Genomic DNA, 14,333 nt, shown 5'->3' with positions numbered 1-14,333 from the left:
CCGGATACCACCGCATTGCTGCCGCGCTGCACCCGCTTCATGGTGTTGTCCAGACAGTCGGCGGAGGTTCTCATGCGACCGGTGACGGCAATCACGTTGCTTTGGTTGATCTGGGCGGTGAGCTGGGCCGCCGCCGCTTTGTGGGCCGACCCTGCCCAGAAGCGCGCCGGCTTCAAAGCGGAGGTTCGCTATCGGGCCCTGTGGCTGGTCGGCGCGGGGCTGCTGTTCATTCCCGCGCACGGCTATGAGGGTCGGCTCAGGCTTTGGATGCCTGATCTTGCCGAAGCCTGGATTTGCGTTGCCCTGATTGCCGTCGGCATCGGCTTCGCCTGGTGGGCGCGGCTGCATCTCGGCAGGCTCTGGTCGGGCACGGTCACCGCCAAGGCCGATCACCATGTCGTCGACACCGGTCCTTACGGCCTCGTCCGCCACCCGATCTACACCGGACTGCTGCTCGCCATCCTCGCCACCATGGCGGCCAAGGGCACGGTCTGGGGCATTGCGGGCACCGCCCTGCTCATCATCGGCATCGTCGTCAAGGCAAGGCTCGAGGAGAGCTTCCTGCGTGGCGAACTCGGCCCCGCCTACGATGATTATGCCGGGCGAGTGCCGATGCTGGTCCCTTTCACACCGGCCTGACCGGCAAGATGCGGCGAACGCGAGCTCAGCTCGATTTCCCCGCCGCGCTGCTTTGCCAAAAATGGTCGACAGCACCGTCGATCTGAACCCAATCATGTTTCGACTGCTCGAAAATCGACCTGACGGGAGGCGGATATTTCGGGTCAGCCAGCGCGCCGACGGCAACGCCGATCATCGACGGCAACCGGTCGGCTCTCCAATAGACCGTCGAGCCGCAGTTGGGACAAAAGTAGCCGTGCACCGCCCCGCCGCTTGCCGCCTCGCGGGTGAACTCTTTCGAGGTTCCGGAGATGGCGACGGCGTCGGCCGGATAAAAGGCGCCGACACCGAAGGGCGCGCCAGTTCGGCGCTGGCAATCGAGACAATGGCAGGCCACAACCAGTCTTGATGGTCCTGGAAGCGTCAGCGTGAGAGCACCGCAACTGCATCTGGCATCAACCATTGGAAACTCTCCTTTCTGAAACACGGTCGCGTTGGTTCAAGCCCCAACACAGGCTGTGTTGAGGGTCTGTTCAGGCCGAACGGGAGGGAAGACAGGCGCGAAGCGGCCGGGGTGGGCGGATTTCGGAAGCCCTGATGGCCCTTTCAGGCCAAGGTCACCTCGATATCAATATGCCTAGGCTGTAGTGACAAATTAACGACTTGGGATTCCCATCGCGAGGCAAATCAGATTCAAGGCTGACTTTTGGAGGTCGGCTTTGGAAGGTGAGGTTCTACGCGACGATCAGTGGGAGCAGATCAAGCCTTTTGTGCCGGGTGGGCGCAAGGGCAAGCGGGGTCCGCGTAGCGATGGTCGGCGCTTCTTCGATGCGCTTTTATGGATCGCTCGGTCAGGCGCGCGCTGGCGCGACCTGCCGGAGCGGTTCGGCCCGTATCAGAGGGCAAAGCGACGTTACTACCGCTGGATCGAAGCGGGCGTGTTCGACCGGCTGTTCGAAGCCATCAGCAGGCATCCAGATATGGAATGGCTGATGATCGACGCGACCGTTATCCGCGCTCAGGCCCAGGCTGCTGGAGCCCGGCGTAAAAGGGGGATCTGAAGCCCAGGCTCTCGGCCGCTCGCGTGGTGGGTTCGGCACCAAGCTCCATGCCGTCGTAGATGCGCTCGGCCTACCGGTCCGCTTCGAGATCGGCCCCGGCCAGCAAAACGACATGGCAGCGGCCTGCGGTCTGATCGAGGGGATTGCAGCAGGCCAAGTGATCGCCGACCGCGCTTATGATGCCGATCGACTGCATGATGTGATCCTCGACCAAGGCGGTGAACCGGTCATCCCGCCGCGGCGCCATCGCAGATACCAACACAGCTATGACAAGATCGCCTACAAAAACCGCTGGGGCATCGAGGCCTTCTTTGCAAAGCTCAAGCAGTGGCGGCGCATCGCAACGCGCTACGACAAAATCGCCGCCAACTTCCTCGGCTTCGTCAAGCTCGCAGCCATCATGCTCTGGCTCAAATGATTAAATTGTCACTACAGCCTAGAGCATTCTGATAAGAGCGCCGCCTATCGAATACCCCGCGCCAAAGGCGCAGATCAAGCCGAAATCGCCGGGCTTCATGTCGGCATGGTTCTCCGACAGCGCGACGATGGCGCCGGCGCCCGCCGTGTTGCCCAGCCGCTCCAGCACCATCGGCGCGCGGTCGTGATCGACATCGTGGCCGAACGACAGTTTCAGGATCATCGCATTCATGCGCGCATTGGCCTGATGCAGCCAGAAGCGCCGGACGGCCTGCGGCGTCAGCCCGTGCTCGGCCAGGAATTCGACGATGAATTTTTGGCCGGCAACGGTGACTTCCTTGAACACCTTGTTGCCGACCTGTTTGATCAGATTGCCTTCCAGGTTGATCATGTAGGGATCATCCTGGGCGGTGCGGGTGTGGTAGCCGAGATTGGTGCGGATGTTGTTCGACATCTGCGTCCACAGGCGCGTGTCCAGCACCTCGAAACGCCCCGGCCGCTTGTCACCCTGGGCAAGCCCCTCCACCACCATCGACACCGAGGCGTCGCCGAAGATGAAATGCGTCTGCCGGTCGCGGAAATTGAGGTGGCCGGTGATGATCTCCGGCGTGGTCACCAGAATGCGCTTGTGCGCGCCCGAGCGCACCAGATTGACCGCCAGATGCAGCGCTGCCGCGGCGGAAGAACAGCCAAGCCCCATGTCGAAGCCGGCTCCGGTGGTGCCCAACGCCTCCTGCATTTCGATGGCGATCGCCGGATAGGGACGCTGGTGGTGCGAGGCCGAGCAGATGACCAGGTCGATCTGGGACGGTTCAAGTCCGGCATGGTCGAGCGCTTTCCTGGCCGAAGCGATGCCGAACTCCGCTTCCAGCGACAGCGCATCGTCCGGTCGCGCCGGAATGCGAGGCGTCATGCGGGTCGGATCGAGAATGCCTTCGCGCTCGATGACATGACGGGATTTCACACCCGAAGCATGGACGATGAAGTCGCTGTCGGACTTCTGCAGCAAGGGCTTGTCGGTACCCTGGCGCCGCGCGTTCTCCGTGTCGACCCAGCTGTTGAAGCTCTCGACCAGCTCTTCGTTCGTGATGACAGCTTCAGGAATTTCAGCGCCGATGCCGCTGATGATGACGCGATGCATGTTTCAGTCTGTCCCATCCGCGGGCGTTGCGGCTTCATGTGGGCGCCGAAACGCTTCGGCGCAACACTTTTCTCATCAGGCCGTTTACGCCGGCTTAAACCAACAGTTTAAGCCGGCTTAAACCAAAGGTTCAGGCCGGCTTGAATCCGATCTTACCAGGCGCACAGTTTGGTGTTGGTCTGCGGGTTGTTCCAGCAGGCGCCGTCGTCGCGGCTGCGCACGAACTGTCCCGGCAACGGCACATTGCGGCGACCGAGATTGACATAGCCATAGGCAAAGCCCGGCCCGTCGATCTCCAGCACATAGGTCGGATAGCCCGGCGCCGAGATCCGGAAACTGCCGGCATCGTCGATCGCGCGGTAGCTGCAGGCGAAATAGCCGTCATCCGTGGTGAAGCAGCGCGCCCGCTTGGCTTCAGCCGAAACCGAGAATGCCAGAAGTGCCGCCGCGCACACGCCGCCACCATAAAGCAATCTTTTCAAAGTCATCATCCACCCCCTGCCATTCGGCCATCATGGCCCCACGCGACGAGTTGGCCATGGCCGCGAAACCGGGTCAAGCATCGGCAACCTGCTGCTTGCGAAGTGGGTAATTCTTTCCTAGCCGGCCCTCTTGGCGACAATGAAGATGCGCGGGAAACGCAGCAGCACTTTGCCGTTGGCGGTCTTCGGATAGGCCTTGGCGATCTTGGCCGTGTAGCTGTCGAGGAAGATCTTGCGCTCGTCCTCCTCGAGCGGATCGAGAAACGGCTTCAGCCCCGTCGACTTCACCCACTCGACGATCGCCTCGGCATTGGCCAGCGGATGGTTGTAGATGCTGTGCCAGATGTCGAGCCGATCGGAGAGCGCCGACAACAGGTCGTAGTAGAACGACACCGGCGGCAGCGGTGCGCGCGCCGCGCCCTTGATCTTTGCCGCAAACGGCACCTCGGCTGCGGTTTCCCGCATCAGCCGGTGCGAATCCTCGGCCATATTGTCCGGCATCTGGATAGCGAGTGCGCCACCAGGGGCGAGAAAGCCCATCAGCCGCTGAAACACCGCCGGATGTTCCGGCAGCCACTGGAACACCGCATTGGCGAAGATCACATTGACCGGCTCGGCCGGCTGCCAAGCCGAGGCATCGGCGAGATCGAAGGTCACGTTGGGCAGGCGCGCCCTCGCCTTTTCGATCATGTCGGGAGAGGTGTCGAAGCCGCTCACCGCGGCATCCGGCCAGCGCTCGACCAGAAGTTCGGTCGAATTGCCCGGCCCGCAGCCGATGTCGACGACCCGGCGCGGGAAGTCGACCGGCACCTGCGCGACGAGATCACGCGCGGGCCGCGTGCGCTCGTCTTCGAATTTCAGATATTGGGCGGCGGACCAATCAGCCATTTGAACTCCTCATATCACCTTGAGAATTCGCCGCCCCGGTTTGTCCCTTACCGCGTCAGCCTCTTGTAGGTCATGCGGTGCGGGTTGACCGCTTCGGGCCCGAGCCGGCGGATCTTGTCCTGCTCGTAGTCCTCGAAATTGCCCTCGAACCATTCGACATGGCTGTCGCCCTCGAAGGCGAGGATGTGCGTCGCCAGGCGGTCGAGGAACATGCGATCGTGCGAGATGATGACCGCGCAGCCGCCGAAATTTTCCAGCGCGTCTTCAAGTGCGGCCAGTGTTTCCGTATCCAGATCGTTGGTCGGTTCGTCGAGCAGCAGCACATTGCCGCCGGTCTTCAGCATCTTGGCCAGGTGCACGCGGTTGCGCTGGCCGCCGGAGAGATTGCCGACCTTCTGCTGCTGGTCGCCGCCACGGAAGTTGAACGACGCGCAATAGGCGCGCGTGTTGGCCTCGAACTTGCCGAGCTTGACCACTTCGGCGCCGCCGGAAATTTCTTCCCAGACGGTCTTCGACGGATCGAGCGCATCGCGGCTCTGGTCGACATAGCCGAGCTTGACCGTCTCGCCGACGCGGACAGTCCCGGCATCCGGCTTTTCCTGACCGGTGATCATGCGGAACAGCGTCGTCTTGCCGGCGCCGTTCGGGCCGATGACGCCGACAATGCCGCCCGGCGGCAGCTTGAATTCCAGGCCGTCGATCAGCAGCGTATCGCCAAAGCCCTTCGACAGGCCGTCGACCTCGATCACCACATTGCCGAGCCGCTCACCGTGCGGAATGACGATCTGGGTATCGCTCGGGCGCCGCTTGTCGGCGGCATCGAGCAGGTCCTGGAAGGCCTGGATACGCGCCTTGGACTTGGTCTGGCGGGCCTTCGGGCTCGACTGGATCCACTCGCGCTCGCGGCCGATGGCGCGCTGGCGGGCGTCGTCCTCGCGGCCTTCCTGCTTGAGGCGCTTGGCCTTGGCCTCGAGATATTTGGTGTAGTTGCCCTCATAGGGAATGCCGCGGCCGCGATCGAGTTCGAGGATCCAGCCGGTGACATTGTCGAGGAAGTAGCGATCGTGGGTGATGATCATCACGGCGCCGGGATAGGCGCGCAGATGCTTTTCCAGCCACGCCGTGGTTTCGGCATCGAGATGGTTGGTCGGTTCGTCGAGCAGCAGAAGGTCGGGCTGGCGCAGCAGAAGCTGGCAGAGCGCGACGCGGCGGCGCTCACCGCCCGAAAGCTTGGTGACTTCCGAGATCCTTGGGCGGGCAGCCCAGCGCTTCCATCGCCATCTCGACCTGCTGTTCGAGATCCCAAAGGTTCAGCCGGTCCATCTCGTCCTGGAGCTTGGCCGACTCGTCGGCCGTCTCGTCGGAATAGTTCATCATCAATTCGTTGTAGCGCTCGATGATGGCGGTCTTGGCGGCGACGCCTTCCATGATGTTCTCGAACACCGTCTTGTTCGGGTCGAGCGCCGGCTCCTGCGCCAGGTAGCCGACAGTGGCGCCTTCGGCGAGCCACGCCTCGCCGCTCCACTCCTTGTCGAGCCCGGCCATGATCTTGAGGATCGTCGACTTGCCGGCGCCGTTAGGCCCGAGAATGCCGATCTTGGCATCGGGATAGAAGGACAGATGAACGTTCTCGAGCACCTTCTTGGTGCCATAGGCCTTGTTGAGGCCGGCCATGTGATAGATGAACTGGCGTGCCACGCGCGCTTTTCCCTGAAAAATGACTGGATTTGTCGGATTGAATGGAGGTTGGCCGCTATGTAGGCGATGCTGGGCCGAACGGCAATCGCTTTTGCCAGATCAAGCCGATCACACGGACAAGTGTGTGCCGGCCGTTAAGTTTTCCACCAGTCGCTGGCGTGCGGAAATCTCCGGTTAACCCTTCCGCGTCAAAACAGGATCGGGGTGGAATCGCTGGATTATCGCGATTCCGAGCGAGAGATCGGATCGACGGCAGTGCTGAACAGTTTCCTGCTCCTTGCCGAAGCGGTCGTCTACTTCAGCATCATGGTGACGCTTTTCCGCTTCAGGAGGCGCATCGGCCTCGGCGTCTTCGTCTGCGCGCTCGGCGTTATGCATTTCCTGGAAACCTATCTCGCCAGCGTCTTCTACGTCGCGCTGCCGTTCGGCTTGGTCTCGCCTGGCTCCGCGGTGCTGTTTTCAGGCAAGCTGGTGATGTTGCTCCTGCTCTACATCAAGGAGGACGCCGCCACCGTGCGCCAGCCGATCTACGGCCTGCTGCTCGGCAATGCACTGATGATCGGGCTGGTGCTGCTCTTGCGCCTGCACGCGATCGCACCGCTTCCCGACGGCAAGCTTCCCGACATCGGCTTCATCGACGAGATGGGCTGGCTGATGGTGTGGGGCACGACGCTGCTCTTCATCGACGCCATCCTGATCATCCTGCTCTATGAAAAGCTTGGGCGGTATCTGCGCCAGGCGCAGTTCGCGCGCATCCTGATTTGCGTCGCCTGCGTGCTGACCTTCGACCAGGCGGGTTTCTTCACCGCGCTGCATTTCGTCGCCGGCGCCCCGATCGCGGTCTTCTTCGGCGGCTGGTTCGCCAAGATGGCGGCGGCGCTGACCTTCAGCGCCATGCTTGTCGCCTACCTCAGATGGTTCGAGGCCCGCGACATTCCGCTGCCGCGTGGGCTGACCGACATTTTCGAAACCCTGACCTATCGCGAGCGCTATGAAGCGCTGGTCGAACATGTCGGCCGCGACGGCCTGACCGGCCTGCTGCACCGCGGGCGCTTCGACGCCGACGGGGAGGCAGCCGTCGAGGTCAGCCTGCGCACGGCCAGGCCACTCAGCCTGCTGATCATCGATGTCGACCATTTCAAGTCGATCAACGACCGTTTCGGCCATGCCGAGGGCGACAAGGTGCTGAAAGCGATCGCAAGCCTGCTTCGCGAAGTGGCGAGCGCCGAAGAGCAGGTGTTCCGGATCGGCGGCGAAGAATTCGCCATCCTGAGTTCGCGTCCGCATCCGGTCGCCAGGCTGTTTGGCGAAAGCATCCGCTATGCGGTCAAGGCATCGACCGTGACCAGCCGCTTCGAGCTGACCGTCAGCGCCGGTGTTTCAACCGTCGGCGAAACGACACGCTGCCTTGCCGACCTGTTCGCGCTCGCCGACCAGCGCCTCTACAAGGCGAAATCGACCGGGCGTGATCGTGTCGTCGGCGAGCCGGGCGGCCACGAGCCCGAAACCGTCGCCTGGACCAAGTCGGCGCAGATCTAGTTCTGTTCGCTAGATCATTTCACCGTTTCACGGAAACGGCGAACTGCTCTAACTCTTTGTTTTGACGCAATTCCGGACGGAAAACCACACACACTTTTCCTGGAATTGCTCTAGGACTTTCTCTGCCGCGCAATACCTGTAAACGTTGACACCGCCATCAGCGCGATCGCCAGCCATTTCAAAGCGGTGATGATCGGCCCAGCCTGGATGTCATAGGCGATGAACAAAAGAATGCCCGGCACCAGCAGCCCACACATGATCAGCATGATGCGGTTGATCTGCCAGGACACTTTTGACGCCAACGCCTCGTCACCGGCAGCGGGCACCAACGCCGCGCGCAAAGTCTTGCCGCCCACCAGCATGGCGGAGAGGCGCATCGAAATCGGCAGGCCGAGTCCGATGATGAGGAACGCGCAGGCGGCGAGCAGCATCGAAAACTTCAGCGCGCTGGTTTCGGCCGGTATCGGAAACAGCACCGTCGCCAGCGGCAGGAAGACGCCGAAAATGCCTAGAGCGGCGATGGCTATGAAGATGGCCGCGTTGACCATCGTGAACAACTGATAAGTGCCGGCGCCGATCGGCTCGGACAGCGTGCGCATACGCGCCCATTCGGCATCGCTGTAGGAAAAGCCCGGCCATTCCATCCGGGCATTGTTGATCGAAACCATGCCCTTGGCCCAGAAAGCCAGCCGCGCCAGCGCACTGCCTGTCACATCGCCCATCGCCATCCCCCGTTGAATGATGTCGCCCCACCATAACACCGCGCCGTGGCGCAACGACAGCCCGTTACCGGACCCACTACACTTACTGGAACCCGATCGCGTCAACGGTGCCTGTTGGGCAGCCGGCCTTGTTGGTCGGCACCGAGGCCAGCAGCAGGTCCTTGAGCGAAGAGTTCGGGCCGATCGGGCCGGCAAGGCCGAGCGTCAGTTCGCCGATCAGCCGCCGGCCGCTTGAAGGATCGATGACGCAAGAGACGCGTACGCGGTCCCCTGCCCCAGCGCCGAAAGCCTGGTCGAAGGCACCACGGATCTGGTCTGCAGTCAGCTTGCCGCCAATGGTCTTGGCGAAGAGATCGCGCACTGGCGAGGCGTTGACCTGTCGCATCAGGGCGAGCGCATCGGAAAAATACTCCTGCTGGCTCTTGCCGTAGCAGGTGCCATGCTTGATCCATTCATGCCGTTCCAACTGGGAGGCCGTGCCCGGCATCACCTGGTCGAGCTCCTTGCGGGTGCCGGCATCGAGATTGACGGACGGAAGATCCTTCCAGTGAGCCGGATTGTCATTGGCCTTGTCGTTGGCGGCCACCTGGCAATAGAAATTGCCGTTCGGCTGCGGCCACAGGCCGTGCAAGGTGAAGTTGGTGGCATCGAACTCGTTCGGGTTCTGCGCCTTGCATTCGGCCTTGCTCGACTTGGTCTCGCAGAAGGCCGGCTGCCAGCTCAGCGCGAAGACATAATCGGGTTTTCCCGACGGGGCGGGCTTGCCTTGTCCGCCAGGTGCCGCCGGCACCGTCGCGGCACTGCTGCCCGACAGATGGCCGCAAGTGACCTTCACCCAGCGCCGCTCCGGATCGGCGCCCGGCACCAGGATCAGATAATGCGTAGGAGCATCCTTGTTGCCGGCAAGCAGCTGGTAGCTCTGTCCGGCATCGGTCGAGACATTGCCGGGGTTCTTGCCGTTCTTGATGGCCTGCGTTGCCGGGCAGGCCGCGTCGGCAACGAAGGTGCCGCTCATCTTGACTTCGGCATGCGCAGCATTGGCCAGCGACATCGCCAGCATGGCCAATCCGAAAACGACACCAATGCGCATGAGAAATCCCCGGCTGAACAAAGTGGGCGACAGACTGTCTCTGTCTCCATGTCAGAATTGCGATATTTTGCGGGTCAAACGCAAGAAACATCGTCGCGCAAAAGCAGTTGCTGTGGATTGACGCCAAACCGGGGCCGGCGCAAACAAAGCCAACAACGATAAAATGAGGGAAAGACCAGGCGGCCATGCCTTTTGATCAGCAACGCATGGTCCGCTCACCGACCGGTGCCGACCTCAACCTTTTCGTCAGGCATGCCGATGGCAGACCACGCGCCGTCGTCCAGATCAACCACGGCCTGGCCGAGCACGCCGCACGCTATGCCCGCTTTGCCGGTTTTCTCTCTGCGCGCGGCTTCCACACCTATGTCCACGACCATCGCGGTCATGGCGCGACCAAGGCCGCCGACGCGCCGCTCGGCAGATTTGCCGACAAGGATGGCCCGGCCAAGGTGATCGCCGATGTCGACGCCATCCATGATCTCATCGCCAGCGAATGCCCTGATCTGCCGGTCATTCTCTTCGGTCATTCGATGGGCGCGTCGGTGGCGCTGAACTATCTTTTGGGCCATTCGCCACGCGTCCATGCCGCCGCGATCTGGAACGGCAATTTTTCGCAAGGCCTGCTTGGGCAGGTGGCGCTCGGCGTCCTCGCCTGGGAACGCATGCGGCTGGGCTCGGATGTGCCGTCGCGCCTGCTGCCGAAACTCACCTTCCAGGCCTGGGGCAAGGCGGTGCCCAACCACCGCACGCTGTTCGACTGGCTGTCGCGCGACGAGGCCGAGGTGGCGAAATACATCGCCGACCCGCTGTGCGGCTGGGATGCTTCTATCTCGATGTGGCGCGACGTGGTCTCGATGGCGCTGAACGGCGGCAAGGATGCCGGCTTTGCCGGCATCCGGCGCGATCTTCCCGTCGCCATCGTCGGCGGTGAAAAGGACCCTGCCTCGGACTATGGCAAGGGCATCACCCATCTCGCCAACCGCATGCGCGGAATAGGCTTTTCGAATCTGGTTTCAAAGGTTTACGCCGACACCCGCCATGAAAGCCTGAACGAGGTGAACCGCGACATCATCATGGACGACTTCGCCGCCTGGGCCGACGGCATTCTGAAATAACGGCCCCTATCCATTGCAAACCGGCCCTTTGGCCTATCGCAAGGGCCGTGACAGCGGCACAAGGTGTTGATAGAGGCTGCGGTTCCGACCAATTCTGGTGATTTATGGCCGAACCTCCCCTGAAAGGCGTCCGCGTCGTCGAACTCGCCCGCATCCTGGCCGGGCCATGGGCCGGGCAATTGCTTGCCGATCTCGGCGCCGATGTCATCAAGGTCGAAAGCCCCGATGGCGGCGACGATACGCGCAAATGGGGACCGCCCTTCGTCATGAGCCATGACGGCGAGAATCTGTCGGCCGCCTATTACCATTCCTGCAATCGCGGCAAGCGCTCCATCGCCATCGACTTCTCGACGCCCGAGGGCGCCGAGACCATCCGCCGGCTGGTCGCGACGTCGGACGTGCTGATCGAGAATTTCAAGCTCGGTGGCCTGAAAAAGTACGGGCTCGACTATGACAGCCTGCGCAAGATCAACCCGCGCCTCGTCTACTGCTCGATCACCGGCTTCGGCCAGGACGGCCCCTACGCACCACGCGCCGGCTACGACTTCATCATCCAGGCCATGGCCGGCATGATGTCGATTACCGGCGAGGTTGGGCGCGAACCGCAAAAGGCCGGCGTCGCCATCTCGGACATCTTCACCGGGCTCTATTCGGTCATCGCCATCCAGGCCGCCTTGCGCCATGCCGACCAGACCGGCGAAGGCCAGCATATCGACATGGCGCTGTTCGACACGCAGATCTCCGCGCTCGGCAACCAGAACCTCAACTATCTCGTCTCCGGCAAATCACCGGTGCAGATGGGCAATGCGCATATGAACATCGCCCCTTACGAGGTGGTGCCGGTCAGGGATGGCCACATCATCCTGGCGGTCGGCAATGACGGCCAGTTCGCCAAATTCTGTGCCGCCGTCGGATTGGATGACCTGTCGACCAATCCCGACTTTGCCACCAATCCGGCCCGGGTCGCCAACCGGGTCAAGCTGCGCGAGCATATGATCGAGGCGCTGAAAACCTTTGATCGTGACCCGCTGCTGGCAAAGCTGGAAGCAGCAAGCGTGCCGGCGAGCCCGATCAACACGATCGGCCAGATGTTCGCCGACCCCCAGACGATCGCGCGCGGCATGCGGCTCGACCTCGACGACGGTCACGGCAATCTTCTGCCCTCGGTGCGCGCACCGATGGTGATGTCTGAAACACCGCTCGTCTATGAGCGCCCCTCGCCGCGCCTGGGCGAGCACACTGACGAAATCCTTGCCGAACTGGAGAGATCAGCGAAATGAAGACCGGTGGACAACTGATCGTCGACGCGCTGGAAGCGAACGGCACCGACCGCATCTTTTGCGTGCCGGGCGAATCCTACCTCGCAGTGCTCGATGCGCTGCACGATTCCAAAATCCGCACGATCGTCTGCCGCCAGGAAGGCGGTGCGGCGATGATGGCGGACTGCCAAGGCCGGCTGACCGGCAAGCCCGGTATCTGCTTCGTCACCCGCGGCCCCGGCGCCACCAACGCGTCGGCGGGTATCCACATCGCCATGCAGGATTCGATACCCGTGATCCTGTTCATCGGCCAGGTCGCCAGCCACGCCAAGGAGCGCGAGGCCTTCCAGGAGGTGGACTACAAGAAGTTCTTTGGCGACATCGCCAAATGGGTGGTCGAGATCGACGACGCCGCGCGCATCCCGGAATTCGTCACCCGCGCCTTCGCCGTGGCGACATCGGGCCGCCCCGGCCCGGTTGTCATCTCGCTGCCGGAAGACATGCTGACCAGCGTTGTCGAGGCGCCGGCTGCCTTGCCGCACACATCAGTCGAAACCCGGCCGGGCGAAGCCGAACTCGATGCGCTGGAGAAACTGCTGGCCAAGTCCGTCAGGCCCTTCGTCATTCTCGGCGGCACGCGCTGGGATGCCGAGGCGGTTGCACGGATGCGCGCGATCGCCGAGGCATGGTCGCTCCCCGTCGGCTGCTCCTTCCGCCGCCAGATGCTGTTTGATCATCTGCACCCGAACTATGCCGGCGATGTCGGCATCGGCATCAACCCGAAGCTCGCCACCGCCATCAAGCAGGCCGACCTTGTCCTGCTCATCGGCGGCCGCATGGGCGAGATGCCTTCCTCGGACTACACGCTGCTGAAAAGCCCCTATCCCGACCAGACGCTGGTCCATGTCCATGCCGACGCCGGCGAACTCGGCCGCGTCTACCGGCCGGCGCTGGCGATCAACGCCTCGCCTTCCGCCTTTGTCGAAGCCTTTGCCAAGCGCAAGCCGGCCTCGGCGCCGAGTTGGGCGGACGAGACGGCCAAACTGCACGCCGCCTATCTCGACTGGTCGACACCGCCGGAAAGCGGCCCCGGCCCGGTCCATATGGGCCCGATCATGAACTATCTGGAAAAGGTGCTGCCTGACGACGCCATCCTCACCAACGGCGCCGGCAACTACGCCACCTGGGTGCATCGCTTCCACCGCTCCCGCCGCTTTGCCACGCAGGCAGCGCCGACCTCCGGCTCGATGGGCTATGGCACGCCGGCGGCGGTCGCCGCCAAGGCGCTTTATCCGGATCGCACCGTGGTTGCCTTTGCCGGCGACGGCTGCTTCCTGATGAACGGCCAGGAGTTCGCCACCGCCGTGCAGTATGACCTGCCGATCATCGTCATCGTCGTCAATAACGGCATATACGGCACCATCCGCATGCACCAGGAGCGCGAATATCCCGGCCGTGTCGTCGCCACCGATCTCAAGAATCCCGACTTCGCGTCACTGGCCCGCGCCTATGGCGGCCATGGCGAGACGGTCGAGACGACGGCCGACTTCGCGCCCGCCTTCGAGCGCGCGCGCGTCAGCGGCAAGCCCGCGATCGTCGAAATCAGGCTCGATCCCGAAGCGATCACGCCGACCCGCACGATGACGCAGATCCGCGACAAGGCGTGATCCAACAAGAAGGGGCGGTCACCCGCCCCTTTTTGCCGGCGCGGTTTGCGCTACTTCGCTGCCTCGATCTGCCCGCGAATCTCACCATCCTTGTTGGCGGCGGTGTGGACGTTGACATAATAGTTGCCGGCCGCCAGGTCGGCGGCCTGCGCGTCGGTCAGCTCGGCCGAACCCTTGATCGGGCTCTTGAGCTTGCCCTTGAACGGAATGACGGGGCCGGCGTTCGCACCCATCGCCGCCGGGCCATGAATGTGCGCTGCCGTTGCCGGTCCGCTCAGGCCGGAATATTTGACGGTCCAGCTGAGCTTCTTCTTGGTTGTGTCGAAGGTGAGCGTGGCGGTGCCTTTGCCCTTGGTGGTGACGGGCGGGCTCTGCTGGCTGCCATCGAGCGTTGCCTTGTATTTCACCACCTCGGCCATGGCCGGGGATGCGAGCAGGAAAGCGGTCGAAATGGCCAGCGCCGAAAATACCGGCAGGAAAGAATGTGTGCGCATGAAGAACCTCCGATTGGCTGTCGCATGGGTCACGGTCCCCCGACGCGCGCATGCTCCAACGCAACGGCTGGGCGGCGCAATGTTTCCCTGCACACGTTTTTGTGACCGGGAAAACAAAAAGGGGCGATCGCTCGACCCCTTC

Annotated in this window: 13 protein-coding genes and 1 pseudogene; 6 read left to right on the top strand and 8 right to left on the bottom strand. The window is 62.8% G+C overall.

Annotation, left to right across the window (positions count from 1 at the left end):
* Positions 1 to 72: 72 nt before the first annotated feature.
* The gene (locus tag AC56QX_RS18540; protein WP_497109872.1) at positions 73 to 639 is read left to right on the top strand and encodes a methyltransferase family protein; all 567 of its coding nucleotides are present in this window, start codon (positions 73 to 75) and stop codon (positions 637 to 639) included.
* A gap of 25 nt (positions 640 to 664) precedes the next feature.
* On the opposite strand, the gene AC56QX_RS18535 is transcribed toward AC56QX_RS18540, so the two are convergent.
* The gene (locus AC56QX_RS18535) at positions 665 to 1,081 is read right to left on the bottom strand and encodes a GFA family protein (RefSeq protein WP_497109870.1); all 417 of its coding nucleotides are present in this window, start codon (positions 1,079 to 1,081) and stop codon (positions 665 to 667) included.
* 256 nt (positions 1,082 to 1,337) lie between these two features.
* Between AC56QX_RS18535 and AC56QX_RS18530 the strand changes: the two genes are divergently transcribed.
* A protein-coding gene (locus AC56QX_RS18530; protein WP_497109867.1) for an IS5 family transposase occupies positions 1,338 to 2,097 on the top strand; the annotation gives its coding sequence in 2 pieces (ribosomal slippage) (positions 1,338 to 1,666 and positions 1,665 to 2,097; 762 coding nt in all).
* An 18-nt stretch (positions 2,098 to 2,115) separates the two neighbouring features.
* Here the strand turns inward: AC56QX_RS18530 and AC56QX_RS18525 are convergent.
* The 4 genes and pseudogenes from AC56QX_RS18525 to ettA form a co-directional block, all read right to left on the bottom strand.
* A complete protein-coding gene (locus AC56QX_RS18525) occupies positions 2,116 to 3,237 on the bottom strand; it encodes a beta-ketoacyl-ACP synthase III (protein ID WP_497109865.1) in 1,122 nt (373 codons plus the stop codon).
* A 152-nt stretch (positions 3,238 to 3,389) separates the two neighbouring features.
* Positions 3,390 to 3,725, bottom strand: coding sequence for a hypothetical protein (locus AC56QX_RS18520; RefSeq protein WP_475450069.1), 336 nt, complete (start codon positions 3,723 to 3,725; stop codon positions 3,390 to 3,392).
* A 111-nt stretch (positions 3,726 to 3,836) separates the two neighbouring features.
* Positions 3,837 to 4,607, bottom strand: a complete 771-nt coding sequence (tam, locus tag AC56QX_RS18515; RefSeq protein ID WP_497109863.1) for a trans-aconitate 2-methyltransferase — start codon at positions 4,605 to 4,607, stop codon at positions 3,837 to 3,839.
* Between the two features lie 47 nt (positions 4,608 to 4,654).
* Positions 4,655 to 6,305: pseudogene (ettA, locus tag AC56QX_RS18510) on the bottom strand (energy-dependent translational throttle protein EttA).
* A gap of 255 nt (positions 6,306 to 6,560) precedes the next feature.
* Between ettA and AC56QX_RS18505 the strand changes: the two are divergent.
* Complete coding sequence (locus AC56QX_RS18505; protein ID WP_497117802.1) at positions 6,561 to 7,844, top strand: GGDEF domain-containing protein; 1,284 nt, start codon at positions 6,561 to 6,563, stop codon at positions 7,842 to 7,844.
* 110 nt (positions 7,845 to 7,954) lie between these two features.
* On the opposite strand, the gene AC56QX_RS18500 is transcribed toward AC56QX_RS18505, so the two are convergent.
* Entirely contained in the window at positions 7,955 to 8,566 is a 612-nt protein-coding gene (locus AC56QX_RS18500) for a hypothetical protein (protein WP_497109861.1), read from the bottom strand.
* A gap of 82 nt (positions 8,567 to 8,648) precedes the next feature.
* A complete protein-coding gene (locus AC56QX_RS18495) occupies positions 8,649 to 9,656 on the bottom strand; it encodes a ribonuclease T2 family protein (protein WP_497109859.1) in 1,008 nt (335 codons plus the stop codon).
* Between the two features lie 185 nt (positions 9,657 to 9,841).
* On the opposite strand from AC56QX_RS18495, the gene AC56QX_RS18490 reads away from it, so the two are divergent.
* The 3 genes from AC56QX_RS18490 to AC56QX_RS18480 all read left to right on the top strand — a co-directional run bounded on the left by AC56QX_RS18490 (position 9,842) and on the right by AC56QX_RS18480 (position 13,697).
* On the top strand, positions 9,842 to 10,771 hold the full coding sequence (locus AC56QX_RS18490) for an alpha/beta fold hydrolase (protein ID WP_497109857.1): 930 nt from the start codon (positions 9,842 to 9,844) through the stop codon (positions 10,769 to 10,771).
* A gap of 104 nt (positions 10,772 to 10,875) precedes the next feature.
* Positions 10,876 to 12,051 carry a CaiB/BaiF CoA transferase family protein gene (locus tag AC56QX_RS18485; protein ID WP_497109855.1) on the top strand — a complete coding sequence of 392 codons (1,176 nt, stop codon included), beginning with the start codon at positions 10,876 to 10,878 and terminating at the stop codon, positions 12,049 to 12,051.
* Positions 12,048 to 13,697, top strand: coding sequence for a thiamine pyrophosphate-binding protein (locus tag AC56QX_RS18480; RefSeq protein ID WP_497109854.1), 1,650 nt, complete (start codon positions 12,048 to 12,050; stop codon positions 13,695 to 13,697). The genes AC56QX_RS18485 and AC56QX_RS18480 overlap by 4 nt, the downstream gene beginning before the upstream one ends.
* A gap of 50 nt (positions 13,698 to 13,747) precedes the next feature.
* Here AC56QX_RS18480 and AC56QX_RS18475 read toward each other — a convergent pair whose 3' ends face one another.
* A complete protein-coding gene (locus tag AC56QX_RS18475; RefSeq protein WP_497109853.1) occupies positions 13,748 to 14,191 on the bottom strand; it encodes a CHRD domain-containing protein in 444 nt (147 codons plus the stop codon).
* Positions 14,192 to 14,333: the final 142 nt, after the last annotated feature.

The sequence above is a fragment of the Mesorhizobium sp. RCAM 06353 genome, assembly GCF_059683585.1.
Note: the sequence above shows the minus strand (reverse complement) of the source record. Positions and strands in the feature narration are given on the sequence as shown.

What these genes read in the sequence shown, in the direction of transcription:
- AC56QX_RS18540 (WP_497109872.1), top strand. Translation starts at nt 73, where the DNA reads ATGCGACCGGTGACGGCAATCACGTTGCTTTGGTTGATCTGGGCGGTG.
- AC56QX_RS18535 (WP_497109870.1), bottom strand. Translation starts at nt 1,081, where the DNA reads ATGGTTGATGCCAGATGCAGTTGCGGTGCTCTCACGCTGACGCTTCCA.
- AC56QX_RS18525 (WP_497109865.1), bottom strand. Translation starts at nt 3,237, where the DNA reads ATGCATCGCGTCATCATCAGCGGCATCGGCGCTGAAATTCCTGAAGCT.
- AC56QX_RS18520 (WP_475450069.1), bottom strand. Translation starts at nt 3,725, where the DNA reads ATGACTTTGAAAAGATTGCTTTATGGTGGCGGCGTGTGCGCGGCGGCA.
- tam (WP_497109863.1), bottom strand. Translation starts at nt 4,607, where the DNA reads ATGGCTGATTGGTCCGCCGCCCAATATCTGAAATTCGAAGACGAGCGC.
- AC56QX_RS18500 (WP_497109861.1), bottom strand. Translation starts at nt 8,566, where the DNA reads ATGGGCGATGTGACAGGCAGTGCGCTGGCGCGGCTGGCTTTCTGGGCC.
- AC56QX_RS18495 (WP_497109859.1), bottom strand. Translation starts at nt 9,656, where the DNA reads ATGCGCATTGGTGTCGTTTTCGGATTGGCCATGCTGGCGATGTCGCTG.
- AC56QX_RS18490 (WP_497109857.1), top strand. Translation starts at nt 9,842, where the DNA reads ATGCCTTTTGATCAGCAACGCATGGTCCGCTCACCGACCGGTGCCGAC.
- AC56QX_RS18485 (WP_497109855.1), top strand. Translation starts at nt 10,876, where the DNA reads ATGGCCGAACCTCCCCTGAAAGGCGTCCGCGTCGTCGAACTCGCCCGC.
- AC56QX_RS18480 (WP_497109854.1), top strand. Translation starts at nt 12,048, where the DNA reads ATGAAGACCGGTGGACAACTGATCGTCGACGCGCTGGAAGCGAACGGC.
- AC56QX_RS18475 (WP_497109853.1), bottom strand. Translation starts at nt 14,191, where the DNA reads ATGCGCACACATTCTTTCCTGCCGGTATTTTCGGCGCTGGCCATTTCG.